Here is a 26,109-nt window from a genome sequence, read left to right as displayed (position 1 = left end):
GAAAAGCGTATCCCATTTGCAATTACCAGTATCTCTATTTAAGAAGGGTAGTGACTTCTCCACATTTCGAGGGAATTTGTACTATTATGAATTATCATTACATATTATTAAGTCAAATACCTTCATGATAGGAGTATAGCTATCACTCATACCAAGCTTATAATCAGCAATAAATCAATATGTTACAGACTGCAAAGAAGAAGACGCCTGTCTTGCCTCAAGAAGGGCGTTTCCAATATGTAAGAAGGGCATGTTCTTGAACGTTGAAGGGCGTCCTCTTGTCTTATTTCTCAGCCCTTCTCCAAATGAGGAGAGAATGATTAATGAAATATCCCAACAATTTCATCTTGCGCATTTATCGTTCCGTCTTCGTTTTACAGCTCTTTTACAAGGTTAAACCCACTAACCACGATTCTCTCTGCGAGGAAGGGAAGGGGAGAGGTACCACCTGTGGAAGTAGATAGTAATTACTGATTTATAAAAGTGTATAACCACTTAGCCTGTAAATCTCAAAGCATGTAAAAAAAGAGTAAAAGTAAAGTAGGTCACTTGATTGGGAATGTTGTGCACCCTATCGATGCTATAAGCTTTTTTACAATACCATTTTTACGTTGTTTACCCCCTGTATTTTCGTATGTCAAAGACAATGAGGTTTATTCAAAAATAAATTTGCTGTCATTTCTGTCAGCCGTCATTACCACCTAACTATTTAATTAACAGTAGGGTTACACGAAATGTTAAAAATGACAGCAAACTGATTTTAAACTTTTATCGTAGTTATGTGTATTAATCTACCTTGCGTTTAGTGGTTTTGATAATGTTTTGTTTTGAGAGATACAAAAAGTGTTTGTCTCAACCTATATATTATTCAGCGAACAAAACATGGTGCATTATAAAGCAAAGCCAAATCCCCCTCACCTTGAATGATAAGGGGAGAGGGATATGCTTAAAATCTATTAATCAATTCTTCCGGCGTTACAAGTTCTTGTTCACCAGAGGTCATGTTCTTTAGTGTTATCTTACCTTCTTGAATCTCAGACTCACCTGCAAGGGCAACAAAACCGATGTTCTTAGCATTTGCATAGCTCATCTGCTTTTTCATCTTGGCCTTGTCAGGGAACATCTCGGTACGTATGCCCGCCTTGCGTGCAGCTGCAACAATAGGCAGACAGTAGGCTGTCTCTTTCTCTCCAAAGTTGATAAAGAGAAGCTGCGTACCCTGTACACTTTCCTTAGGATAGAGGTCGAGCGTGTTAAGGACATCATAGATGCGGTCGGCACCGAAGCTTATACCAACTCCAGAGAGTCCTGGCATACCAAAGATACCTGTCAGGTTATCATAACGACCACCACCAGTAATAGAGCCAATCTGTACGTCAAGCGCCTTTACCTCAAATATAGCACCTGTGTAATAGTTCAGTCCACGAGCCAAGGTGAGGTCGAGTTGTATCTCATTATTAAGTCCTGAACTCTTTAATGTGTCAAGTATAAAACGAGACTCCTCAACACCTTTCATTCCAGTCTCACTCTCTTTCAGAACTTCTGCGATAACATTAAGTTTCTCTTCATTAGTCCCTTCTAACTTAATGATAGGCTGTAACTTCTCTATTGCTTCCTCTGATATACCATTACTGCGCAACTCTTCGTTTACATTGTCAAGTCCTATCTTGTCAAGCTTATCAATAGCAACAGTGATGTCAACAATCTTATCCTTCTCACCTATTACTTCTGCAATACCTGTGAGAATCTTTCTATTGTTAATCTTTATCTGTACACGGATGCCAAACTCTGTAAATACAGTGTCAATAATCTGCATTAACTCCACCTCATTCAGCAATGAATCAGAACCAACAACATCAGCATCACACTGATAGAACTCGCGATAACGTCCCTTTTGTGGGCGGTCTGCACGCCAAACAGGCTGAATTTGATAACGTTTAAAAGGTAACTGCAATTCGTCACGATGCATTACCACATAACGTGCGAAAGGGACGGTAAGATCATAACGTAACCCTTTCTCACAGAGTTTTGTCTGCATCTTAAGTGTGTTGCGTTCCTTGAGTTCGTCGTCACTAACTGCTTTCAAATAATCACCAGAGTTGAGAATCTTAAAGAGAAGTTTGTCGCCTTCTTCACCATACTTACCCATCAGGGTGTGTAAAGTCTCCATAGAAGGAGTCTCAATCTGCTGAAAGCCATAGAGCGCATAGACACGTTTGATAGTATCGAATATGTAATTTCTTTTAGCCATCTCATCAGGACCAAAGTCACGAGTACCCTTTGGGATGGAAGGTTTGTTTGCCATTTGCTTTAATGATTATATTTTGAAATAAAATATTAGGCTGTAAGTTACGAATATAAGTATCTTTGATTACCTATAAACGCAAGTTACAGCCTAAGAAAGGATTATAATACTATTGTTTGTTCACGATCAGGACCAACAGAGATAATGCCGATACGTGTCTCAAGATAGTCCTCAAGGAATGCCACATAATCTCGGAAAGCTTGTGGGAATTCGTCTTGTGACTTACACTTCGTCATGTCTTTCCCCCATCCAGGGAATTCCTTATAGATAGGTTTGACATTATCTATCTCGTATGGGAAATCCTTTGTCTCAGAACCATCAGGTAACTCGTAAGCAACACATGCCTTAATAGTATCAAAACTATCAAGAACATCGCTCTTCATCATAATAAGTTCGGTTACGCCATTTACCATTACGGAATAACGTAGTTGGACAAGATCAATCCAGCCACAACGACGCTCACGCCCTGTCACAGCTCCGTATTCATGTCCAAGGTCGCGAATTGTCTTTCCTGTCTCGTCAAAGAGCTCTGTTGGGAATGGTCCAGAGCCCACACGGGTACAGTAGGCTTTCATAATACCATAGACATTGCCCACCTTGTTCGGACCTATTCCAAGACCCGTACAAGCACCAGCGCAGATGGTATTTGAAGAGGTTACGAAAGGATAAGAGCCAAAGTCAACATCAAGCATTGTTCCTTGTGCGCCTTCGCAAAGGATGTGCTTATTCTCACGAAGGAGATGGTTGACCTCTATCTCAGAGTCAACAAACTTGAACTCCTTCATGTAGTCTATTCCTTCCATCCACAACTTCTCTGTCTCTTCGAAGCCTTCAAAGTCGGTCCAACCCAATGCTGCAAGCATCTTCATGTGACGTTCCTTATGTGCAGCATACTTGTTTTCAAAGTCGCAGAGGATGTCACCAACACGTAAACCATTACGACTAACCTTGTCAGTATAGGTAGGACCAATGCCTTTACCTGTTGTTCCTACTTTATCCTTACCTTTCGCTGCCTCGTAAGCACGGTCAAGAATACGATGCGTAGGCATAATAAGATGAGCTTTCTTTGAGATATGGAGACGCTCCTTCAAAGGATGTCCACTCTTCTCAAGGTCTTTAGCTTCTCCCATAAAGAGGTCTGGAGCCAAAACAACCCCATTACCAATGATATTAACTTTCCCACCTTGGAATATTCCTGATGGAATAGAACGCAGAACATATTTCTGCCCTTCGAACTCAAGAGTGTGCCCTGCATTTGGACCTCCTTGGAAACGAGCCACTACATCGTAACGTGGTGTGAGCACGTCTACGACCTTACCTTTTCCTTCATCACCCCATTGGAGACCCAACAGGACGTCTACTTTACCTGTGTTCATTTACTTTTATGTGAGTTTTTAACTTGTTTCTGTGTTAGAAACTTGCTTCTCTGACGCGATAAGGTTGCTTGACAGCGTGAACATATACCATATATATATAATGAGAAGCCATCTCTGCGGAAACGATGAAACTTCGTATTCTTTATTGCATCTACTATCTCTGGAGAATCAACTTCGGTCACTGTACCGCATAGAGTACAAATTTGATGAATATGATCTTCATTGTTGTAGCAACCTTCATACTTGGTTTGTCCTATGAAACGATGTCTGACAACAAGGCGCAACTCTATGAAAAGACGCATTGCATTATAAAGTGTGGCACGCGAAACTCGAAAGTTCTTCTCTTCAAGTGCTACACCTAACTCGTCTAAGGAGAAATGCCCCTTCATATCATACACCGCATCGAGAATGGCATAACGTTCCGATGTCTTGCGATGATTGTTAGCTTCGAGATATTCATCCAGAATATCGCGAACTCTTTTTTTGACTATATCTCGAGTCACAACTTACTGATTAAATTCGCACAAAGTTACCATTTTTAAATGATATACCTATTATATTACAATGAAAAAAAGTTAAAATAAGGGCGTTCTAAGAATGAGTGAAATACCTTCTTGTAGGTTTTATCTGAAGCTTATCAGGTCATTTTATTTACCTTTAAACTATGACTTTGTATTATCATCTTCATGAAGAAAACGGGTCTCGACACGATTAAAATATATTAGATTTCGTCTAAATCATAATTAATAATGATTTTTTCTTATTTCTTTACATGTTGATTAAAAAATATACCTATATTTGTGGACGAAACAAGATATAACTCTTATGACACTAAAAACCATATCTACCAAATTGAAACGTGTGATAAATAACTTTTTATCACGCATATCATATCGGCAAAAGATTACTTTATCCATTTTGTGCGGTGTGATAGTAGGCTTTACGGGGTTATTCTTTTATCTTCTACGTATGCATACCTATATAATAGGTGATGACCCAGCGGCATGTATTAATTGCCATATCATGTCACCTTATTATGCTACGTGGTCACACTCTGCACATGCTCGTAACACCACATGTAACGATTGTCACGTTCCTAATGATAACGTTGCTGCACACTATGCTTTTAAAGGTATGGATGGAATGAAGCATGTAGCTTATTTTGTTACATTTAATGAATCGCAAACTATTCAGGCAGAATCAGCATCCGCAGAAGTGATAATGGATAACTGCATCCGCTGTCATAAACAATTAAATCAAGAGTTTGTTAATACAGGTAGAATAGATTACATGGAGGCTCAGCGTGGTGAGGGTAAAGCCTGCTGGGATTGTCATCGTGACGTAGCACACATGAAGATGAATTCTCTCTCAAGTACTCCTAGTGCAGAATATGTGGAACCAATGCCACCTTCTCCTGTTCCAGATTGGTTGCAAAAAATGTTAGGAAAGAAAAAATAAGAACTAAAAATCGATAATTATGGCAAAGACATTAAAGAAATGGCAAGGCTGGCTACTCTTTGGAGGAGCAATGGTTCTCGTGTTCATTCTTGGACTGCTCTGTTCTTCAATGCTTGAAAGAAGAGCTGAGGTTGTAAGTGTGTTCAACAACAGACGTACACCGATGACTGACTCCATTGTATCTCAGAATGAGAAATTTGCAGCTGATTTCCCACGTGAATATCAGACGTGGGCAATGACAGAAGACACAAGTTTCGTGAGTAAGTACAATTCTTCCCAGGAAGTAGATGTACTGGCTGAGAGACCCGAAATGGTTATCCTATGGGCTGGCTATTCTTTCTCAAGAGGGTATAATACACCACGTGGACACCGTCATTGTATTGATGACTTACGTAAGATTATGCGTACAGGAAGTCCAGGTGTTGATGGACAAGATGACATACAGCCAGGAACCTGTTGGACCTGCAAGGGTCCTGATGTTCCACGTCTAATGCGTGAGAAAGGAACTGATAAATTCTATGCTGCCAAGTGGAGCGACTGGGGACCAGAGGTCATGAACACCGTCGGTTGCTCTGACTGCCATGATGCAAGGACGATGGAACTTCGTCCCGCTCGTCCTGCTCTCTATGAGGCATGGGCTCGTGTCGGTAAAGACGTGAGAAAAGCCAGCCATCAAGAGATGCGTAGCCTGGTCTGCGCACAGTGCCACACGGAATACTACTTCGAAAAGGAGAATGGCAACTATCTACACTTCCCTCAAGAAAAGGGTATGACGTGTGAGGCAGCAGAAGAATACTACGATAGTATCGGCTTCTATGACTACATTAATCCACTTTCAAAGGCGAAGATTCTAAAAGCACAACACCCTGGTTATGAGTTGTATTTACAGGGAATTCATGGACAACGTGGTGTTTCATGTGCTGATTGTCACATGCCTTACATCTCTGAGGGTGGTGTGAAATTTACAGATCACCATATTACAAGTCCATTAGCAAACATCAGTCGTACTTGCCAGACTTGTCACCGTCAAGATGCTGAAACACTTCGTCAGAATGTATATGAGCGTCAACAGAAGATTTATGACTTCCGTACTCATGTAGAAAGAGAACTTGCTGCAGCACATATTGAAGCTAAATTTGCATGGGAAAAGGGTGCAACTGAGGCTGAGATGGAGCCTGTTTTGAAAGACCTTCGTAAGGGTCAGTGGCGTTGGGACTATGCTGTTGCCAGTCACGGTGCTGCTTTCCATGCTCCACAAGAAGTAATGCGACTCCTTGGAAGTGCTATGGAATATGCAAAGGATGCACGCTTACAGATTGCACGTGTAGTTGCTCGTCACGGCTTTACAGGACAGATTCCTCTTCCTGACGTTTCTACTAAGGCTAAGGCACAGTCTTACATTGGCTTAGATATGACTAAGCTTAATGCACAAAAGAAGCAGTTCCTTGACACTATCGTTCCGAAGTGGATAGAGCAGGCACGCAAGAATAAGCGGTTTATAACTAAACCGATGTAAACAAACTACAAGCAGGATTCCTTCCCATTAGGGGAGGAATCTTGTTCAGTAAAATAGGAATACTCTATTTGAAGAATATTCTTGTATCCTAATATTTTATATATCAAAACGAAATCATTTATCTGCTCGTACTTCACAAACATAAAATAAAGTTTTTCAAGACCTTATTAATAGTGGGGGAGAGCCTCTTTTACTATGTGGAATAAACCTTATACACTTAGAGAAGGTACAGCAATAGTCGTTGGTTTATTGGTTACAGGCGGGTTATTACAGGTAACAATTGGTCCCTTAGAGTGGGGTATCTTTGCTTGGCCAGCCAACGTTATTATATTATTCTTACTCGTACTGACACTTATCATAGTCTATGCACTTCGTAAGCGGTCTTATTTCTGTCGTTTCATGTCAACCATGCAGGCTGCTATCCCAGCTATTGCTGCTGCAGCAATACTCACTCTCCTTATGGGACTTACCAAACAAGTAGCAGAAGGAAAGAGTCCTGTTGACCCGCTTGGACTGACAAAGATGCTCAATTTCTGGCCGTTTATCCTTGTTTACCTATGGATGACAGCCATTGTAGGAGAAGTCACATTAAATCAAATTGCTCATTTCTCTTGGCGTCGACTACCAACCTTAACGAGCCATGTGGGCTTATTTATTATCCTCACTTGTGGTACACTTGGTAGTGCTGATATGCTTCGAGTGAAGATGTTCTGCGAACAAGGACAGGTTGAGTGGCGTGGTCTTGATGCTTTTAGTGCTGTTCATCACCTTCCTGTAGCAATTCAATTAGATAAGTTCACTATTGATGAATATCCTCCGAAACTGATGCTTATCGACAAGATGGGACTTCCGCTTCCAAAGGGAAAGCCAGAGAGTATCCTTTTAGATAAGAATGTAAAGTCAGGTCAACTGTTAGAATGTAAGATTGAGATTCTCAAGCGCATTGATAATGCTATGCCAGTTATGCTTAGTAAGATGGTTGGTAAGATGCCAGGTGGTATGATGAGCAATATCCGTATGGACTCTTTAGGACAGGCACGTAATAAGGATGGCTATATAGCTTCGGATGCTACAGGTACAGCATGTGCGTTATATGTAAAGGTAACAATAGGTGTAAATGCTAATGGAAGCAGTGATTCTGGTTTAATTAAAGGTCAGCAACATACTGTAACTGGTTGGATCACTTGTGGAAGCTATCTTTTCCCTTATCAGTCTTTGAAACTTAGTGATGGTAGAAGATTGGTTATGCCAAATCGTGAGCCACGTCGTTTCGCTTCACTTGTTGACATTTATACACAGGATGGAAAGAATATTCATACCGAGATAGAAGTAAACAAGCCATTTACCATTAATGGATGGAAAATCTATCAACTTAGTTATAATGAGCAGATGGGTAAATGGAGTAATCTAAGTATCTTTGAATTAGTAACAGATCCTTGGATGCCAGTTGTTTATGTCGGTATATTCATGTTATTATTTGGTGCTGTAGGAATGTTTTTAACAGCAAGTCGTAAGAAGGAGGTTAAGCTATGATTTGGAATTATTTTATCATATTTGCAGTCGTATCAGTCATTCTGTGGGCTATAGGAGCATGGGGTGCATGGCGTAACCGAAGAACCTTAGCATTTGTTACAACAGGACTCGGCCTTGTAGTTTTCTTCTCCTATATTCTAATTATGTGGATAACACTGGAGCGTCCACCGCTCCGTACGATGGGAGAAACACGCTTATGGTATAGTTTCTTCCTACCATTAGCAGGTGTAATAGTCTTTAGTCGATGGCAGTATAAGTGGATATTGAGTTTCTCAACACTGCTTGCCACAGTTTTTGTATGTGTCAACCTCTTCAAACCAGAGATTCATTCCAAGACGCTCATGCCTGCTTTACAGAGTCCATGGTTTGCCCCTCATGTCATAGTCTACATGATGGCATACGCTCTCTTGGGTGCAGCAGTTGTCATGTCGGTCTATCTATTATTCTTTAAGAAAGGTTCAGACATAGACAAAGAGATGGAGATAACCGATAACCTCGCCTACGTTGGACTATCATTTATGACACTTGGCATGCTGATGGGAGCTTTGTGGGCCAAGGAGGCATGGGGACATTATTGGTCATGGGACCCCAAAGAGACATGGGCTGCCATCACTTGGCTTGCTTATTTGGTCTATGTACACTACCGCCAATACCATTCTCGCACTGTTCGTCCAGCTTTATGGATACTTATCATAGCTTTCTGTCTACTACAGATGTGCTGGTGGGGAATTAATTATCTTCCTTCTGCGCAAGGTGTCAGTGTCCATACATATAATCTAAGTTAGAGTTAGGTTTATTACCATTCATTTAGACTTAAAAAAATAACGCTGTATCAAGAGTTGCAACATAACTTTTGATACAGTTTTTTTTCGACTTATACGATAGTTGAAGAGATAAGATTTGTTTGAAAATAATGAGAATAACATTAATAAAAAACACAAAAAAAGTTTTTAGTAGAGTTGCTGTCATTTTAACATTTACAATTAACTATCTGAATATAAACAATTTACTCATTCGTAAAGTATGACAGATATGACAGCAAAATTATTTTGTCTTTTCTTCTGCCTATAAGGAATTAATGATACAGCCGTGGTAAACAAACATACTATCAACCCTCAAGCACCACACCTCTCTCTCCGAATAGCATTCTTACAATCAGAACATTCTTTCTATCTACATTGTCAACTCCTTGCTCTATCACATTATTGAAATAAAAAGAAAGTAGGGTTGCAAAAAATGAAAGATGTGCGTAAATGAAAAGAAGAAGATCATGTTATACCATATATTTAACCTCTTTATATCATGTAAAGAGAGTAATGAGTTATGAAACTTTCTCATGTTATAGCAAGTATTTATTCTCTTTATATCCTATCAACACCTATATGAAACTATATTTTTATCAAAAAGCTTTGTTCTTCCATATCTTTTTTATACTTTTGGCAGCTGAAAAAGCTAAAAAAAGATGAGACAAATCATTAATCATTTCACTGATGATGACCTGTACAAGTTAACGATGTGTTGTGCAGTCATTGACAATTACCCACGTGCACACGTATGTTATCAGTTCGTAGATCGTGATGATACGGTATATCCCAAAGGCTTCGCACAGGAAGTGGAGCACCAGATAGAATTACTGGAAACTGTCATTATAACCGATGAAGAGATAAACTTCCTAAGAAAGAAGTGTAATTATCTTCCCGAATGGTTTCTAACCTATCTCCGTGGCTTCCGCTTTTCACGCGATTGGGTCAAGGTTTGGCAAAATGAAGAAGGTCATCTTCATATTGAAATAGAAGGTTTATGGGCTGACACTATTTTGTTAGAGGTGAAGATACTTGCTATCATCTCTGAGTTATTCTACATGTTTAACAAGCAGGCACAGGAGTTTGATTATCAAGAACTTTATGACAACACTTACCATAAGACCGAGCGTTTACTTGAAGCAGGCTGTGTCTTTTCAGATTTCGGTACTCGCCGCCGTGCCAGTTTGGTAGCAGAAGAAACTGCAGTGAGAGCTATGAAGGATTGTTATGATAGTAAAGAGTGGAAGGGACGATTTGTCGGTACAAGTAATATTCACCTTGCAATGAAATACGATCTGACACCAGTCGGAACAATGGCACACGAGTTTATCTGTGCTATCGGTGGTATGTTTGGTCCTCAAATGGCCAATTACATGGCAATGGAGGCCTGGCGTCGGACTTATCGTGGAGCGTTAGGAACCTATTTGTATGACTCCTTTGGCTGGGACATCTTCTCTTACAATTTCTCAGAAGACTTTGCTAATCAATTCAAGGGACTACGTATAGACTCTGGTGACAACTTCGAACAATTAGAGAAAATCATTGCGAAATATAAGTCTTTTGGCATCGATGCACGTGACAAACAAGTGTTATTCTCAAACGCATTGGATACAGACAAAGCAATTGAGATACAACATTATGCAGAGAATCGTGTAAAACCATCGTTTGGTATTGGTACTCATTTCACTAACGATTTCCCACATGTAAAACCAATGAACATCGTTATCAAACTTGTTGCAGTTAAGATAACTGAGCGGTGGCCATTCTATAATGACACTTGCAAGATATCGGAGGATAAAGGAAAGCATACAGGCAAACCAGAGGTTATACAGCGCTTTATGGAGGCCATTCATTATAAAGAATAAGGTGGTTTAAGCTTTACTAAAATAGTTGACAATAACTTTGTCAACTATTTTAGTATAGAATTGTACTATAGAACATACCCAAGTAAGTTAGTTATCAGCTTCTCACTGCATGATACCCACTGACTGTAATAAACCTTTCTCCTAACATTCCTCTTTGGTATTGTGTTTCATCACGCATCATTTTATACGTAGATGACTATGGTGCTAACGTTATGCAATAAGCATATTGATAGCATAGCACCTTACAAGCTCTCGACGTAAACATATCAATTGAACGTTAGAAGAGAACAAAGTAATGCTAATCTATCAGTATTAATATGATGAGAAGACTCATTGTCTTAAATGTAAAACACGCTTCTTATCCCTTTAATCCAACATGATTCATTGGGTTTAGTTGAATTAGCGTACAAATACAAACTCCCCCTACTGCCCATACAAGCAATAGGGGGAGCTATTTTTTAATACTTATAGGAAGTGTAAGCCACAAAGACGTTTAACTCTCAAAGATGTATTATGCCCCTACAACTTATTTAGCAGACTCCTCAATACGTTTCAATCCCTTTTGATAATAGACATAATAGAGTAATCCGGCTGTTGTTAAACCAAATGGGAAAGCATACCAGATACCAATGAGCTGATAGTTCATAACTACTCCAAAGAGATAACCCAATGGTAATGAAACGATAAAGAAAGCAACAAAGGCTATCCATATCAATGGTTTCACAACGGCTATACCACGCATGGCATTCGCATAGTTACACTGCATTCCGTCTCCAAACTGATAGATCATAAATGGTATAATAGTCATAGAAACCATCGATACAACCTCAGAACTGTCAGTAAATAGTCCTCCGATACTATGACGGAAGATAAAGACAGGAATTGAAGTCAGCATGGCCAAGAAGAAGACAAGGTGTATTCCAGCTGTTGCCGTACGTTTCACAGCCGTATAATCTCGCTGTCCCATGAAGTTACTGATACGTACTGCTACAGCTGCAGCAAGACCATAATAAATCATATAACCCAATTGCGAGATTGTAAGCATAACCTGATGCGCTGCTAAGGCAGTTGTACCAAACCAACCAACCATCAGACTTGACAGGCTGAAAGCGGCTGTCTCCATACCCATTTGTAATGCAAGTGGTAAACCAAGTACGGTAACCTGCTTGAAATCCGTGCGATTGATACTCCCTTGGCGCCATCCTTTTCTATATTCCTTATATCGCTTGCTAAAGAAGAAGATGCTAACCATGACGATAGCCATTACGATACGAGAAATCATAGTAGAAAGTCCTGCTCCAACCAAGCCCATCTCTTCCATCCCAAGATGACCATAGATAAGAACCCAATTACCAAATATATTCATGATATTTCCCCCGATTAAAATCCACATAGCTACTCGCGTATCGGTAATACCATCTGTGAATTGTCGGAAGGTATTAAACCAACAGACAAAAGGAAGGGACACAAGCTGAATGACAAAGTAAGAGCGCATAAGGGGCAACAGCTCCTCCGGCTGTCCTAAATTACCAAGATTGATATACAATACCCACATAATAGCTGATAAAAACACAGCCATACAAGTGTTTGCGGCTACTGCACTTTTCATGAGTTCCCCAATACGATGCGTCTTCTCTTGACCATATAACGTACCGACGAGGGCAGTAATAGCGTATGTGAAACCCACAGCAAAGATAATGACCAGCGTAAACATATTATTGACAAATGCCGCTGCAGCCAATTCCTTTGTGCTATGATGTCCAATCATTAGCGTATCAGCAAAATTAAGAATAAGGTTTCCTAATTGTCCGATAATAATTGGAACACCTAAATAAGTAAGGTTTCGATAGTGTGTTTCGTACTTTGAAAATTGATATGACATACTATTTATTGCTATTATATTATCCTAAGTGCGCTGCAAAGGTACGAAAAATAACTGTATTTTCATGCGTTTTTCTTAAATTACTTACTCTTCTAATAATAATAAAACGATATTGTTAATAGAATAGAACGTTATTTCCTGTCTAAGTAAAACGTGTCTGTCCGACCCATGATAACCTCTATATTAATGAGTGAACCACCCTGAATGTTAACTAACACGTAGATCATTCTAATTTATTATCATGAAGAGAAATGATTACTTACGTGAGAAGAAATATTTATCTTCATGAAAATAATTCGTAATAAACTGTTTTTAAGGATTATGTAAACTTTAGAGAGGAAGAAAAAATACAAACAAAAAGAGGGAACCAAACGGCTCCCTCCTAACAATAAAGTATGTGTATCAATGATTTACAAGTCGAACTTGTAGCCTAAAGTAATCTGGAATACGCTGTTCTTAGCGTCACTCCATTTTAGAGCCTTGCTTACACCCCAGTTATAACGAGCGTCAAGCTGGAAATTACTGTATTCGTAAGAAAGTCCAACAGGAATAGAAACGTCTACAGACTGTGCCTTGATAGGGTTGTCAACGGCATTAAGATTATTTTTTTAATCTTATTGCTCACATTAAAACCAGGCTGGACACCCAATTTTACAGCAAGACCTTTAACAACATAAACGTTTGCCATGATAGGAACATTAATGTAATCAAGGCGGTTTGTAGCATCATTAGAATTACCGATATTACCTTTTGCACCCTGCATAGAGTAGAGTACGCCTGCACTTACAGAGATGATGTCACTTGCCTGATACTCTCCTTCAACACCAGCTACAACTCCTACGCGAGGATCAGTGCCCTTGAATTCTGTGAGATTAGCAATACTAACACCAACTTTTGGCTGGAGGTTGAAAGAACCAACTGCGTGCTGTGCGAATGTAGATACTGATGAAAGCATCAGTGCAGCTACAACTAAAATCTTTTTCATAACTCTTTGTTTTTTTGTTAAGTATATTCTTTTCTATAGTTATCCTTTATTTCACCTCTCTCCGTAGGCTTTTTAATTCCTTAAAAGAGACGTTCTATATTGAATACTCTTGTTTATTACGGGCGCAAAGTTAAACGAAACTGATGTAATCACAAAGGTTTTCGCGTTAAATAGTACTTATATCTTTCAACGAGTAATAAATTACATTGAAAAAGGTGGGTTGAGAAGAAATCTCTTCTCAATCCACCTTATTATATAGGTTATTCTGTCCTTTATAATCTCTAAAGATTATCAAAGACTTAATACTTCTTTACCTCGCAGCTTAATGTCTTACCCTCAGAAAGTTCTTTCACACTGCTAAGGGTTGAGACAGCGATATTGTAGAGTGCTTCCTTGGTAAAGAAAGCCTGATGAGAAGTTAGTACTACATTTGGAACCATGAGCAAACGAGCCAAGACATCATCATCAATCATCTTGTCGCTCTTGTCCTCATAGAAGTATTCCTTCTCTTCTTCGTAGACGTCAAGACCTGCTGAACCCACTTGCTTAGTACGCAATCCTTCGATAAGGTCCTCTGTATGGATAAGCTGTCCACGTCCAGTATTGATAATCATCACGCCCTTCTTCATCTTAGAGATGCTCTCCTTATTGATAAGGAACTTAGTGTCAGGTGTCAAAGGACAATGGAGAGAGATAATATCACTGTTGGCATAAAGTTCATCAAGCTGTACAATCTTAACATCATATTGCTTAGCAAACTCCTGATCTGGGTAGAGGTCGTATGCCATAACATTCATTCCAAAGCCGTGCAAAATCTTAATAAGTTCTTTTGCAATACGGCCCATACCAACAACGCCAGCTGTTTTGCCATACATATCGAAGCCCAACAAACCGTGTAAGGTGAAGTTTCCTTCACGTGTACGGTTCACAGCACGATAAATCTTACGGTTAAGACTCAACATCAAGGCTACGGCATACTCCGCAACAGCATGTGGAGAGTAAGCAGGAACGTGTGTTACTTTAATACGACCCTCGGCAGCCTTGAGGTCAACATTATTAAAACCAGCACAGCGAAGAGCAACAAGTTTGACTCCATTGTTCACTAACTCGTCAATAACCTGTGCGTCACACTCTGCATTAACAAAGATACATACAACGTCAGCACCCTTTGCCAAAGGTACTGTACTTATACTAAGACGCTCTTGATAATAGCGAATATCGAAATTATAATCCTTGTTTACCTCGTTGAAAGACTCAATGTCATACGACTTTGCGTCGAAAAATGCTATCCTCATTGCTATTTACCTAATTTGAATTAATTATTATATGTACTATAAATTATCCCTTTCTTTTTGATTGTCAAGGGATTTCTTTATTCGTTTACTACCTCAGGTAATCTCTTATATCTAAGTTTTTCAACTTAAATACTTATTCCAGTGCAAAGGTACACATAATTTGTAATACTTGCAAATATTTACCTTTTATAGATTAAGGAGAATGGTCAACATTATTATAGATGAGGAGTTAATGAGATTCTAACGGTTGGCTTTTCTATTATGGCTTAATAGCTATGGTGGCGTTAGGCATCTTCTATAAAACAATACTTTCATATTAATCCATTAATTTATCATTATTTCTTAACTAATTAAGTGTGAAATGTTTATATGAACAGTCGGGTAAGAATACAAGCACAGGACGGAAGGAATAATTGTTGCTTGTTTAGTAGCTCCATTCCTATCATTCTAAGCCTTATTACGCCTAAAGAGTAAAAATTAAACTGATAAGATTGTTGTTTATAATTGGAAATCTTTATCTTTGCCTTGTGAACTGTTTATCATCAAACTAATCATCTTTCTATATGGTTAAGAAGTAATACGATAGGATTAAACTGCATAGAAATGAAGCCAAACATAAACTGAATAAAAGAAATGAAGACCCTTAAATATTATCTAAAAGGAATACTCTGCATAGTCTTTTCACTACAAGCAACTATATTGAATGCGCAATTAACGGCAGAAATAATGCATATTCAAGACGGCATTGTACAAAGTTTTTATGCGTTATCTGACCATCACTCACAACAAAAAAACACTTATTGTCATTTAGGGCGTACGATAACAGTGAACGGCAAGACATACCCTTTCTATGTAAAAGTAGAGGATAATGCCAGCATTCGGAGGTTTATAAATCCCAAGGACACGGCAGACTATAAACAATACATTAATGAAGACTTTGCTTTAGATGCTCAGAAAGGCGTTTATAAGTATGATTTAGGTCTGTCACCATTTGAATATACCTACGATGGGAACATCGTTTCATCATCAGGTTGTTGGTATTATTCGAAGAAAAATTATAAACAGCTCATTGCTTGTTATTACTTTTCTGGGGATGTGATTCTATATCATGTGGATGTTAAAAAACGGGATGTAGAGTCGCACTATTGGGTTAACAGAATGCTTCAACAGAAGACTTTTATAGTTATTAAAGAAGCAACAATGTTGAAGTATATTCCTTTGAAAATTACAGAATCAATGGGTTTGAGGTGCATACCTATCTTTTCTATATTTCGGGTCTTAGATGAGTGAAAGAAAGAAAACAGGGAATACCAACTTTTAAGCAATGCGTTTAACTATTAGTTCAGTGTCCTTAAAGCAGCTTACGCAAAAGTTTAAGATAGTCATCTACTTACGAGTCAGCCATACACTCCCATGCGTTTCCAAGCAAGCAAAGCTATATTAAAATCTTATATTAGAAGTATAAAAATAGAAAAAACACATATAAGCCATTCTATAAGCGACAGACTAATCTCAAGACTTGTTTTTTTATTGATTTTCAACAGCATTATTACAGAAAATTATGTAAATTTGCATTCATATTAAAGATATTCAACACACATAGAAACCGTGAATAATTCATCCACCATAAAGGGTTATGGCTATGCCAGCCTATCTGCAATAACATTCGGTACAATACCGCTTTTCTCCATTCCGGTAATGGAGTCAGGTATGTTACTGCCGTCAGTATTGATCTATCGATTTGCTTTTGGGTGTCTCTTTATGATGGCTGTCCTCCTATGGCGTAGGCAGAATCTACATATACGATGGGGAGATGGGCTCCGTATTACGTTCCTTTCTATCCTTTATGCAGTGTCGGCAGTATGCCTTTTCAGCAGTTACGAATATATGCCAGGTGGTGTAGCAACAACGTTGTTATTCTCTTATCCTGTGTGGACAGAGATACTCCTCATCCTTTTCTTTAATGAGAAGCTCACAATTCGCATATCTTTAGCTATTTTACTTGCCATTGCTGGCGTGGCTTTTCTTGGTGGGATAGGGCATACAGATGGTATTAAATCGATGTGGGGCGTCACTCTTGCAATGTCGTCAGGACTGTTATATGCCATCTATATGGTACTTTTCCCCAACATGCGTATCAGTAAACTACCAGCCTTGAAAGTTAATTTCTATATCTTCTTTATGGCAATGTTGCTACTAATTCTTTATGCGACATTTACGACAGGAGGCGTACAGCGAATCACTACTGCCGACTCTTTCCTGTCATTGATACTATTGGGGTTAATCCCGACCACCATCAGTAATGTTACCTTAGTACGCTCTCTAACCTTGATTGACTCAGCCAGTGTGGCCATCTTAGGTGCTTTTGAACCCTTGACAGCAATGACAATAGGTATTGCACTCATGGGCGAACCACTTACGACATCAGTCGTTATTGGTAGTGTACTCATCATAACCTCCGTAATACTCCTTATCACAAAGGGCAAAACCTTACCTAATCCTCTTAGAAAATTTGCCAATCATGAAGAATAAAAACATCCTTTGGCATCTCCTTGCCATTGCCATCGTTGCCGTATGGGGCACGACCTTTGTTAACACAAAAGTACTTTATAACAGTGGGTTAACACCGTTGGAAATTTTCTTCCTACGCTTCGTCATTGCCTATATCTGTATATGGTTTATCTCGCCGCGCCAGCTCTTCTCTCGTACATGGCGTGATGAATTAATCATGGTTTTATTAGGTATTACGGGCGGCTCAGTATTCTTTCTCGCAGAAAACTATGCCGTAGGACTAACTTATGTCAATAACGTTAGTTTCATTGTATGTACCGCTCCATTGCTCACCGTACTACTCGGTATAACCTTTGTAAAGAGTATCAAAGCAAGTTGGTCGCTGATTCTTGGTTCGTTGATAGCGTTATTAGGAGTTGCAACTGTCATCTTCAATGGTAGTTTCGTACTCCACCTAAATCCATGGGGCGACCTCCTCACCTTATTAGCATCGCTATGTTGGGCAGTTTACTCCTTGTTGATGAAGAAGATTTCACATAGTTATTCTGCAGTATTCATCACCCGTAAGATATTTTTCTATGGGCTTGTGACAGTACTGCCAGCCTTTCTCTTTGATCCATGGACGGCTACTACCGCTATGCTTCTCACACCGAAAGTAATCCTAAACCTATTGTTCCTCGGTCTTGTAGCCTCTTTCCTTTGCTTCGTACTATGGACATTAGTCATTGCGAAGATTGGTGCTATGACCTCATCAAACTATCTTTATCTTAACCCTATCACCACAGTAGCGGCCAGCGCTATCTTTCTTAATGAGCCAATGACGGCCATAGCGTATGTGGGAAGCGCATTGATTCTGATAGGTGTAGCTGTCTCGAATAAATAGGATAGGGGATTTCAGCTCATTAAGAAGATACTATCTCCCTTCAACCCGACCACAGATTAGAAATGTCATGCACTGACATAAGAACAAAGTCTTTGAATAATTACTTAATCATAATATGAAGAAAATAGCATTAATCACTGGTGCAACCAGTGGAATTGGCAAAGCTTGTGCACGTAAGTTTGCACAGGGTGGATACGATGTCATCATTACTGGGCGTAGAGCCCAGCTCCTTGCAGACCTAAAGAAAGAGCTTGAAGCAATCGGAGTAAGGGTGCTTGCACTTGCCTTCGACGTATGCAATCGTAAAGCGGCTACTGCAGCTATCAAGAGTTTACCATTAGAATGGCAGCAGATTGATGTCTTGATTAATAATGCGGGCTTAGCACTTGGCTTAGAACCAGAGTATGAAGGGAGCTTTGAAGACTGGGACATGATGATTGATACGAATATTAAAGGACTCCTAACCATGACCCGTCTTGTCGTACCAAGGATGGTAGCTCGTGACAGTGGACACATTATTAACATCGGCTCAGTGGCTGGTGATGCTGCTTATGCTGGTGGTAATGTCTATTGTGGTACGAAAGCTGCGGTAAAAGCTATTACCGACGGACTTCGTATCGACCTTGCACACACCGCTGTACGAGTAACGAATGTGAAACCAGGATTGGTTGAGACCAACTTCTCTAACGTGCGTTTCCATGGTGATGATGCCCGAGCAGACAAGGTGTACGAAGGAGTTAAACCTCTTACAGGGGCTGACATTGCTGACGTAGTATTCTATGCTGCTTCCGCACCAGCTCATGTTCAGATAGCTGAAGTGCTTGTCCTTGCAACCCATCAGGCAAGTGGAAGTGTGCTACATAGAGAGACTAAGAAATAACCACGTTCTTCTTTAGCTCCTTGTTAGCTTACTTATAGTATCTACACAGAGATGTTGTATCTGCTCGAAGATGAGATAAAAAGATACAATCATTATGAGGATGCAAGTTTATACGCCTATTGCAAATGTATAAAAGTAGACGTATAAACCTGTATTCTCATTGTTTTTATTAAGGACAGAAGAAACTTAAACTCTTGTCTAAAACATTCCTAATAACTCTCTATAGCATCAAAAAGTGTATAAAAATTTGTTTCTTAAAGTGAGAAATATAATCTTCTACTAAATCTCATACCGTCTCAATAGAGACATACCAAGAATGTTTCCACTTATGAGATTCATTAGCAAAACTGCAAAATATCTTTACATCATATCAAGCTAAACATCCTTATCTCAGAGATATACTATCCCTTAAGCCTGAATTTATAACTTTCATTAAATCAAAAGATTACAGACTGCAACAAAGAAGACGCCTTTCTTGCTTCAAGAAGGGCGTCTTCTATAGGCAAGAAGGGCATGTTCTCAAATGCAATTAGGCCTCTTCTTGCTTCTATAATGGCCTCTCTTCAAATAGAGAGGATAATGATTATTGAAAAATCTTAACGTTTTGTATTGTCATGTTTAGTATTCTATCTGCTTTTATGAGTTACTTTATAAGGGCAACCTCACTAATCACGTCCACTATCGGAAGGACCTTAACGACTCGTCTACAAAGTGTATTACATCCGAAAGTCTTTACTCCAACATGATTATTTACCCGTAGGTCTCTTCTCACGTGCAGTCTTTATTCTGTCTTGAATCATCTGATAGTGTGAGATAGCATGCTTACGTGCATTGATAATCTGGAACCTGTAGACAAAGCAAGTGGTTACAAAGTAAACAGCTGCTTGTATCCATAACGCACGAACTTCTGGTAATACGTCATCAATCGTTGCCCCCATTGATGCAATACGCAGATATCCTCGCACACCAAAGGTAGAGGGAATCAGCCAACTGACACCTTGCCAGGCGCCAGGAATACTACTCTGTGGCCATGATGCACCCGTAAGAAAGAGGAAGGGAATTGATGTAAAGACCACCAAGAGCATTACATTCTCACGATAACGAACAAGGCAAGAGATGGTCATACCGAAGAAGATTACTGCTAACAGGTATGGCAAAAGAAGCCAAAACAAGTCAGCAGGACGCGCAAGCATTGTAAAGTTGAAGAAATGGGGTACCGCCATTGTTACGTATGCAGCCATAACACAATAGATCATGAAGTAGCAAGAGGACTTACCCAGTACTATCTTCATAATCCCGTTATAGTGTTTACCAATAGGGACAAGGTCTTGGAAACGATTATTTTCACGTGCTGTACCAGCTGAAAGGCCAATACCAAGAAGCAAGGTCTGCTGTAGAATGAGGATTAACACACCTGGGAGGATTGCATTACCATATCCCCCTGTTGTATTAAAGATGGGTTCGGCGTCTACAACCATAGGTTCTGTACTTACCTCTTCATCTCTTTCTGTAAAAGACATGGACTGCTCCTTCTTCATGTCAGTACCCATCTCCATTGATACTGCCAGTGCTGTCTGATAGATAGCTTTATAGGTAAGCATTAAACTCATATCACAGTAGACTCCTACGTGAGCCTTTTCGCCACGATGTAAAGTGAGATCAAAATCACTTGGGAAATAAAGTATACCATGTACGACCTGCTTCCCTACTAATGATTCTGCCTCTTGTAGGTTATTGCAATAGAAGGCAGCGCGTACATCAGGAGACGCATCAAAGTCTTGAATGAACTCACGAGAAGAGGCAGAATGAGACAAGTCAACAATAGCCACAGGTACTTCACGCACCACTTCATTGTTATATATCCATGAGTAAAGCAGAGGGTAGGCCAAAGGAACAAGTAGGAAGAAGATTAAAACTCCTTCGTCTTTAATCGTACTCTTCATCTCCAACCACCATATATAACAAAGAGAAGAGAGGAAGCCCAGCGGCCCTGAGCTTGCTTTCCGTTTATTATTTGGCTTTGTAGTATTCTTTGTTTCTGACATAATTGACAATTTATTGAGTCTGCGTCTACAAAAGGTTATTTACGTAGTGATGAATAATTAATAGTGAAATGAACCATAATCACACTTTGTCTGTTGCCATATTTGGCATATATATCTGCCTCTGTTGACTATTGATTAGTAAGACTAATATCGTCTTATGGTATATACACATACTCTATCATCGCTCGTTTAATATTCCTAACGACCAGAATAGGAAGGGATGCAAAGGCTACCAAGGCCACAACATTCACCCACGCATTAATTAAAGGATAACCATTGAAGATACAAATCTGATATATCATATAGTAATGTCGCAGTGGGATAATCTGTGCCAAGGCCTCTATCATACCGTCCATAGCGAACAGTGGGAAGGTAGCACCACAGGCGGAGAACCCGACAACAGCCCAAAGAGAACAGATACTCATTGACATTCGAAGGGAAGGCATTAAGCCGAAGACAAACACACCAAACCCTTGAGAGGATAAGACAGTAAGGATGGCAAGGAAAACAATCATGTTCAGTCCGCCTGGATGAGGGAAATTCAGATATCCATAGACATACCACTCATAACCTAAGAAGATGGTTAAGAAGATAAGTGTCTGTGGTAATAGCTTACCAGCAAGTGCAATAAGAATATTGTTACCAGACATAGACATCCATTCTTTCGCCCGTCCAAACTTTAGTTCAGTACCAATAGAATAGACCGTGATGAGCAACATAAACAGGACTAATATACCTGGTATCATGATACAACTCAAGTAAACATTATAATTCATCCATGGATTACCAATCATGTGTACGTCAAGTCCTATCGGTTGTATGATTGTTTTTATCTCGTTAGGAGTCTTTCCAAGCATCTGTAACTTCGCTGCGCCGACAGCTGCTGAGGTCAGAGTAGTAACTGTTTTTAGGTCTTTAAACAACATACCACCCGCAACGAGTGTCACATTACTATAATAGAAAGATACTTCAGGTTGCCGTTGAGAAACAAGCTTAGCCGTTGTTCCTTCTGGAATATAGAGAAAACCATATATCTCATTACGCTGTATAGCCTTACGCGCTTCAGTTGCATTGTTATAATGTCCTGCTACCTGAGTTCCTTGAAGACCATCCAACTGACGAATCATTGCACGTGTTACTGAAGTGTTGTCTTGGTCGACTACACCACATGGGAGCTTCTCTGGCTGTCCTGTACTCATCAAAGAAGTAAAGAAGAAGATGACAATAAGGGGGAAGACCACCATACAGCAGATGTAGATGGGGTTGTGTATCATCAATTCAACTTCACGAGCCCAGAGATTGATAAGTCTTCTTATATATATACCTAATTTCTTCATTATAATTAGTAAACTCTTGTAACTCCTTTTATAAAGGTATGTTAGAAGCTATGAATGGCTTTAATAGCCTTTGGAAGGATGGTCTTTATAATTATAAAACGTTATAGTCACTTGGCGAAATAAGTGTTTTGAATATGCATGTCAAGCCTCAACGCCATTGCTATTTGTTAACAACTCAATGCGTGATGATTGTAAAAAATAGCATAGAAGAGGGTGGGAGAGGGGTGTTATTGCCATTATCTGATGATTAACCTCTAAGGAAGAAACTCTAAGGAAAGCACGAAATCTTCATTAAACTTATCTCCTTAGGTAGCTTACCTCCCCCGAGAGTGTAGAGAGCGAGCCTACTTCTTTAATATCAAAGACATACCAGGTTTTAACCCTTCAACCTTCTTTGTTGGTTTAGCCTTTACTTGGAATGTCTTTAAATCATATTGGCCATTAGTCTTTGTTGCCTTCCATACGGCGTAAGACCCCTTATCTTTTAAGGAGGTTACACGCAGTTCTATATTCTTATCAAGCGCAGGAACGTAGGCTTTCAGAACTGTTCCAACCTTCATGTCTTTAAGTTGATCCTCACGTACATTAAATGTTCCCCATATATCATCGACCATAGATATACTCATGATAGGACTACCTAAGCCGACAAGTTCGCCTACCTTTGGATAGATTGTCTCAACTTCTCCATCAGCAGTAGCACGCTGTACAGTCTCCTTTAACACTGATCGAACAACATCAACAGCAGAGCGGGCAGCCTGTGCCTGCTTTCTTGCAGCCTCTTTCGTCTCACGTTGAGCACCGTTCTTAGCAAGTTCCCACTGTGATTTAGCAACCTCTACACCAGCCTTCGTCGCTTCGTATGCTGCCATAGCTTCGTCACGTTTCTGCGCACTCATTACTCCTTCATCATATAGTCGTTGCATACGACCGTAAGTCTTTTCGGCTATACCGTTCGCTGCTATAGCTTGCTGATAAATCTGATAAGCACTTTCAACGGTCTCACGACGTGTAGGACCTTCTGCCAAAGCACTCAATGCATCTGTTGCACCAGCCGCTGCTTCAGCCACTTTCTCTTGTGTACTTGCCTCTGGAATAGCCAATGTTGCAAGGACATCGCCTTTATGAACGACGTCACCTTCCTTTACTTTGATGTCTGTGATACGTCCTGGGAACTTACAAGCAACACGGTATTCGCTTACTTCTACCTCTCCTTGGATGGTATCCTCTGTACGATCAATGGTGAAATAACCAATGACAGCTACGATGACTACCACAGATACAAAGCCCAGAACGGCTAAAAGTATGTTCTTATGTTGTGATTTTGCTGACATATTATTGTGGTTTGAATTTATATGTTACGTATTTATTCTACTTAATTTAACTTCTTGTATATGTGTTAATGACCTTTCAACTATCTCTTAAAGACCTGTCTCATGGTTTAAACACACTTTATAAGCCACCAAGAGCCTTTTGTAAACCAGCTTGAGCCAGTTTAACACTGATCTCAGCATCAATGATTGCCATACGTGAAGTCTGCCATGCAGTCTGCGCTGCCATAACTTCTGTTACCGTCATAACACCCTCTTTGAAACCTACATTTGCACATCTAAGGTTCTCTTCAGCGGCAGCCATATTCTTATGAGACGTCGCAAGTTGTTTATTAGCATCCTTAAGACGGAGCCTGTTCTGCTCTATCTCTAAGTCAATCTTCTTACGTACATCATCCATTTCTAACTGTGCTATAGTCGTAGCGGTCTTACTTGCGCGTATCTTATATTTGTTTTCTCCCCAAGTCCATACTGGTACTTGAACAGTAACACCAATGTTCCATAGATCCGTGAAACGCTTCTGAAAGCCATTAAAAAGGTTTGGATTTGATACGGAATAACCGGCTGTGAGAAGTACATGAGGGAGATAAAGCGAACGAAGAAGTTTGGTATTCTGTTTGCTCATATCAACCGCATTCTGCAAGAGGCGGAGCTCTGGACGAGTCTCATTAAGTCTTGTACTGTCTGAAGCAGGGATGATGTAATTATCAAACTGGGTTGAAGGAGTAGGAGGGAGGTCGGCATCCCTTTCATCAGACAATTGTATATCACCATTCAAATCAAGTCCACAAAGTTCGCATAAAGCCATCTTTGCCAATGAAACACCACTTTGTATACGAGCAATTTGCATATCAGCAGTGTTAACAGCTACCTCAACCTTCAATCCATCTGCTCGAGTAGCAACACCCTCACGTATCATCTTCTTGACATCTTCATTCAGCTTTTGTGCTAAGTCACGATAGCGAATAGCTAACGCCTCCTTCTTCTTCAAAGAGATAGCAAGCCAATATGCATTGTCGACTCCATAGAGTACTAACTGTCGTTTAAGGCTGATATTGTTCTGTGCAACCTGCTCACCAATAGCCGCCATATCGTTCGCAGCCTTAATAGCTCCACCCATATAAATAGGTTGGTTGACTACAATGCCACCGGCATATACGTTCTTCGTGTTTGAACGGAACGCATCATTAATACTTTGACCGATGTTATTTCCGGCTTGTGTGAGTGGTGTAGAAACATTGCTTAAGAGCTGACCAAGCTGCTGAGCTACCTGTGGATTAAGAACACCTTGCTGTGCCAAAGAGGAAAGGTTCTGGCCTATCTGACCACCTAACTGCCCAAAGGTATTTGTTCCAAGATTGCTCAGAGTATTCTTCTGATCATCACTAAGGAGTGAAATCTCACGTGAAAAGTGCTGATAACCAGCAAGTGCATCTACACGTGGTAGATATTTAGTCTTAGCCGCCTTACGCGTGTTTTCTGCTACATCTACAGTCATGTTCGAGATTTTCAGTTGTCGATTGTTCTGCAAAGCCAACTCTCTACACTTTTGTAACGAGTACACCTCCTGTGCTTGAACACACAAAGATGACCCCAATAGCACTGCTATAGTAAATAACCTCATCATTATTAAATATCACTGAAAGTACTACCTGCAAAATTAGTGCTTTTAGATTGATATGCAAGAGAATTGCAGTTGTTATTCATTAAAATACAAAAATATGTCTATTTTTAGGGAGTTTTAGAACAACTTTAGAAATAATTGATTATCTTTGCACAATCCTTTTGTATAAAATACAAGTACGAAAACATTTCACGCAGTGAACAAAAACAGTTTCTTTTACCGTGTCTTTGACCTCTATTACGATGGTTTTCGACACATGACATTGGGCAAAACGTTGTGGACAGTTATCATTATCAAACTGGCTATCATGTTTCTTGTTTTAAAGATATTCTTCTTCCCGAACTTTCTTAAGGAGAATGCAAAGGCAGGAAAAGAAGGTGAATTCATCGAGCAACAGCTCATGAAGCGATGAGTTGTCTTACGTTACCACCTTAAAGAATCAAGTATATATATTTAATTTATAACATTATTACAAATAACAAA

At 39.7% G+C, this 26,109-nt stretch carries 19 protein-coding genes and 1 pseudogene; 10 read left to right on the top strand and 10 right to left on the bottom strand.

What is annotated here, in order from left to right; all coding sequences use genetic code 11:
• Positions 1-946: 946 nt before the first annotated feature.
• The 3 genes from hisS to HMPREF0666_RS04515 all read right to left on the bottom strand — a co-directional run bounded on the left by hisS (position 947) and on the right by HMPREF0666_RS04515 (position 4,184).
• Positions 947-2,305: a histidine--tRNA ligase gene (hisS, locus tag HMPREF0666_RS04525; RefSeq protein ID WP_009011155.1), complete on the bottom strand. Its 1,359-nt coding sequence runs from the start codon at positions 2,303-2,305 to the stop codon at positions 947-949.
• A gap of 101 nt (positions 2,306-2,406) precedes the next feature.
• Positions 2,407-3,681 carry an adenylosuccinate synthase gene (locus tag HMPREF0666_RS04520; protein ID WP_009011154.1) on the bottom strand — a complete coding sequence of 425 codons (1,275 nt, stop codon included), beginning with the start codon at positions 3,679-3,681 and terminating at the stop codon, positions 2,407-2,409.
• Positions 3,678-4,184, bottom strand: coding sequence for a Fur family transcriptional regulator (locus tag HMPREF0666_RS04515; protein WP_009011153.1), 507 nt, complete (start codon positions 4,182-4,184; stop codon positions 3,678-3,680). Before HMPREF0666_RS04515 ends, HMPREF0666_RS04520 begins: the two co-directional genes overlap by 4 nt.
• Before the next feature lie 322 nt (positions 4,185-4,506).
• Between HMPREF0666_RS04515 and nrfH the strand changes: the two genes are divergently transcribed.
• The 5 genes from nrfH (at position 4,507) to pncB (ending at position 10,856) form a co-directional block, all read left to right on the top strand.
• The gene (gene nrfH / locus HMPREF0666_RS04510; RefSeq protein WP_042856007.1) at positions 4,507-5,139 is read left to right on the top strand and encodes a cytochrome c nitrite reductase small subunit; all 633 of its coding nucleotides are present in this window, start codon (positions 4,507-4,509) and stop codon (positions 5,137-5,139) included.
• 19 nt (positions 5,140-5,158) lie between these two features.
• Positions 5,159-6,655 carry an ammonia-forming cytochrome c nitrite reductase gene (gene nrfA / locus HMPREF0666_RS04505; protein WP_009011151.1) on the top strand — a complete coding sequence of 499 codons (1,497 nt, stop codon included), beginning with the start codon at positions 5,159-5,161 and terminating at the stop codon, positions 6,653-6,655.
• A 195-nt stretch (positions 6,656-6,850) separates the two neighbouring features.
• Positions 6,851-8,188, top strand: coding sequence for a cytochrome c biogenesis protein ResB (locus HMPREF0666_RS04500; RefSeq protein WP_009011149.1), 1,338 nt, complete (start codon positions 6,851-6,853; stop codon positions 8,186-8,188).
• Positions 8,185-8,973: a cytochrome c biogenesis protein CcsA gene (gene ccsA, locus HMPREF0666_RS04495; protein WP_009011148.1), complete on the top strand. Its 789-nt coding sequence runs from the start codon at positions 8,185-8,187 to the stop codon at positions 8,971-8,973. The genes HMPREF0666_RS04500 and ccsA overlap by 4 nt, the downstream gene beginning before the upstream one ends.
• Positions 8,974-9,650: 677 nt before the next feature.
• Complete coding sequence (gene pncB / locus HMPREF0666_RS04490; RefSeq protein WP_009011145.1) at positions 9,651-10,856, top strand: nicotinate phosphoribosyltransferase; 1,206 nt, start codon at positions 9,651-9,653, stop codon at positions 10,854-10,856.
• 526 nt (positions 10,857-11,382) lie between these two features.
• On the opposite strand, the gene HMPREF0666_RS04485 is transcribed toward pncB, so the two are convergent.
• The 3 genes and pseudogenes from HMPREF0666_RS04485 to HMPREF0666_RS04475 all read right to left on the bottom strand — a co-directional run bounded on the left by HMPREF0666_RS04485 (position 11,383) and on the right by HMPREF0666_RS04475 (position 15,018).
• On the bottom strand, positions 11,383-12,738 hold the full coding sequence (locus HMPREF0666_RS04485) for an MATE family efflux transporter (protein ID WP_009011144.1): 1,356 nt from the start codon (positions 12,736-12,738) through the stop codon (positions 11,383-11,385).
• 410 nt (positions 12,739-13,148) lie between these two features.
• Positions 13,149-13,723: pseudogene (locus HMPREF0666_RS04480) on the bottom strand (porin family protein).
• A 299-nt stretch (positions 13,724-14,022) separates the two neighbouring features.
• Positions 14,023-15,018 carry a 2-hydroxyacid dehydrogenase gene (locus HMPREF0666_RS04475; protein ID WP_009011141.1) on the bottom strand — a complete coding sequence of 332 codons (996 nt, stop codon included), beginning with the start codon at positions 15,016-15,018 and terminating at the stop codon, positions 14,023-14,025.
• A gap of 633 nt (positions 15,019-15,651) precedes the next feature.
• Between HMPREF0666_RS04475 and HMPREF0666_RS04470 the strand changes: the two genes are divergently transcribed.
• The 4 genes from HMPREF0666_RS04470 to HMPREF0666_RS04455 all read left to right on the top strand — a co-directional run bounded on the left by HMPREF0666_RS04470 (position 15,652) and on the right by HMPREF0666_RS04455 (position 19,292).
• Positions 15,652-16,308 carry a hypothetical protein gene (locus tag HMPREF0666_RS04470; protein WP_009011140.1) on the top strand — a complete coding sequence of 219 codons (657 nt, stop codon included), beginning with the start codon at positions 15,652-15,654 and terminating at the stop codon, positions 16,306-16,308.
• A 318-nt stretch (positions 16,309-16,626) separates the two neighbouring features.
• Positions 16,627-17,550 carry a DMT family transporter gene (locus HMPREF0666_RS04465; RefSeq protein ID WP_009011139.1) on the top strand — a complete coding sequence of 308 codons (924 nt, stop codon included), beginning with the start codon at positions 16,627-16,629 and terminating at the stop codon, positions 17,548-17,550.
• Positions 17,531-18,412 carry a DMT family transporter gene (locus tag HMPREF0666_RS04460; protein WP_042856006.1) on the top strand — a complete coding sequence of 294 codons (882 nt, stop codon included), beginning with the start codon at positions 17,531-17,533 and terminating at the stop codon, positions 18,410-18,412. Before HMPREF0666_RS04465 ends, HMPREF0666_RS04460 begins: the two co-directional genes overlap by 20 nt.
• A gap of 115 nt (positions 18,413-18,527) precedes the next feature.
• Entirely contained in the window at positions 18,528-19,292 is a 765-nt protein-coding gene (locus tag HMPREF0666_RS04455; RefSeq protein WP_009011137.1) for an SDR family oxidoreductase, read from the top strand.
• 746 nt (positions 19,293-20,038) lie between these two features.
• Here the strand turns inward: HMPREF0666_RS04455 and HMPREF0666_RS04450 are convergent.
• The 4 genes from HMPREF0666_RS04450 to HMPREF0666_RS04435 all read right to left on the bottom strand — a co-directional run bounded on the left by HMPREF0666_RS04450 (position 20,039) and on the right by HMPREF0666_RS04435 (position 25,629).
• Positions 20,039-21,337, bottom strand: coding sequence for an ABC transporter permease (locus tag HMPREF0666_RS04450; RefSeq protein ID WP_009011136.1), 1,299 nt, complete (start codon positions 21,335-21,337; stop codon positions 20,039-20,041).
• A gap of 155 nt (positions 21,338-21,492) precedes the next feature.
• Positions 21,493-22,674 (bottom strand): ABC transporter permease, encoded by a 1,182-nt coding sequence (locus tag HMPREF0666_RS04445; RefSeq protein ID WP_009011135.1) that lies wholly within the window; start codon positions 22,672-22,674, stop codon positions 21,493-21,495.
• 344 nt (positions 22,675-23,018) lie between these two features.
• Positions 23,019-24,005, bottom strand: a complete 987-nt coding sequence (locus HMPREF0666_RS04440; RefSeq protein WP_009011134.1) for an HlyD family secretion protein — start codon at positions 24,003-24,005, stop codon at positions 23,019-23,021.
• A gap of 118 nt (positions 24,006-24,123) precedes the next feature.
• Positions 24,124-25,629 carry a TolC family protein gene (locus tag HMPREF0666_RS04435; protein ID WP_042856005.1) on the bottom strand — a complete coding sequence of 502 codons (1,506 nt, stop codon included), beginning with the start codon at positions 25,627-25,629 and terminating at the stop codon, positions 24,124-24,126.
• Positions 25,630-25,822: 193 nt separating this feature from the next.
• Between HMPREF0666_RS04435 and HMPREF0666_RS04430 the strand changes: the two genes are divergently transcribed.
• Positions 25,823-26,038 carry a DUF4492 domain-containing protein gene (locus HMPREF0666_RS04430; protein WP_009011132.1) on the top strand — a complete coding sequence of 72 codons (216 nt, stop codon included), beginning with the start codon at positions 25,823-25,825 and terminating at the stop codon, positions 26,036-26,038.
• The last annotated feature ends 71 nt before the right edge of the window (positions 26,039-26,109 follow it).

The organism is Prevotella sp. C561 (genome assembly GCF_000224595.1).
GTDB classification, from domain to species: Bacteria; Bacteroidota; Bacteroidia; order Bacteroidales; family Bacteroidaceae; genus Prevotella; species Prevotella jejuni.
The sequence above is the reverse complement of the archived record's forward strand: the minus strand, read 5'-3'. Positions and strand labels throughout refer to the sequence as shown.

Excerpts from the sequence above, each read along its gene's own strand:
- HMPREF0666_RS04445 (WP_009011135.1), bottom strand. The coding sequence starts at position 22,674 with ATGAAGAAATTAGGTATATATATAAGAAGACTTATCAATCTCTGGGCT.
- nrfH (WP_042856007.1), top strand. The coding sequence starts at position 4,507 with ATGACACTAAAAACCATATCTACCAAATTGAAACGTGTGATAAATAAC.
- HMPREF0666_RS04455 (WP_009011137.1), top strand. The coding sequence starts at position 18,528 with ATGAAGAAAATAGCATTAATCACTGGTGCAACCAGTGGAATTGGCAAA.
- HMPREF0666_RS04475 (WP_009011141.1), bottom strand. The coding sequence starts at position 15,018 with ATGAGGATAGCATTTTTCGACGCAAAGTCGTATGACATTGAGTCTTTC.
- pncB (WP_009011145.1), top strand. The coding sequence starts at position 9,651 with ATGAGACAAATCATTAATCATTTCACTGATGATGACCTGTACAAGTTA.
- HMPREF0666_RS04470 (WP_009011140.1), top strand. The coding sequence starts at position 15,652 with ATGAAGACCCTTAAATATTATCTAAAAGGAATACTCTGCATAGTCTTT.
- HMPREF0666_RS04435 (WP_042856005.1), bottom strand. The coding sequence starts at position 25,629 with ATGATGAGGTTATTTACTATAGCAGTGCTATTGGGGTCATCTTTGTGT.
- HMPREF0666_RS04485 (WP_009011144.1), bottom strand. The coding sequence starts at position 12,738 with ATGTCATATCAATTTTCAAAGTACGAAACACACTATCGAAACCTTACT.
- nrfA (WP_009011151.1), top strand. The coding sequence starts at position 5,159 with ATGGCAAAGACATTAAAGAAATGGCAAGGCTGGCTACTCTTTGGAGGA.
- HMPREF0666_RS04450 (WP_009011136.1), bottom strand. The coding sequence starts at position 21,337 with ATGTCAGAAACAAAGAATACTACAAAGCCAAATAATAAACGGAAAGCA.
- hisS (WP_009011155.1), bottom strand. The coding sequence starts at position 2,305 with ATGGCAAACAAACCTTCCATCCCAAAGGGTACTCGTGACTTTGGTCCT.
- ccsA (WP_009011148.1), top strand. The coding sequence starts at position 8,185 with ATGATTTGGAATTATTTTATCATATTTGCAGTCGTATCAGTCATTCTG.
- HMPREF0666_RS04520 (WP_009011154.1), bottom strand. The coding sequence starts at position 3,681 with ATGAACACAGGTAAAGTAGACGTCCTGTTGGGTCTCCAATGGGGTGAT.
- HMPREF0666_RS04500 (WP_009011149.1), top strand. The coding sequence starts at position 6,851 with ATGTGGAATAAACCTTATACACTTAGAGAAGGTACAGCAATAGTCGTT.
- HMPREF0666_RS04440 (WP_009011134.1), bottom strand. The coding sequence starts at position 24,005 with ATGTCAGCAAAATCACAACATAAGAACATACTTTTAGCCGTTCTGGGC.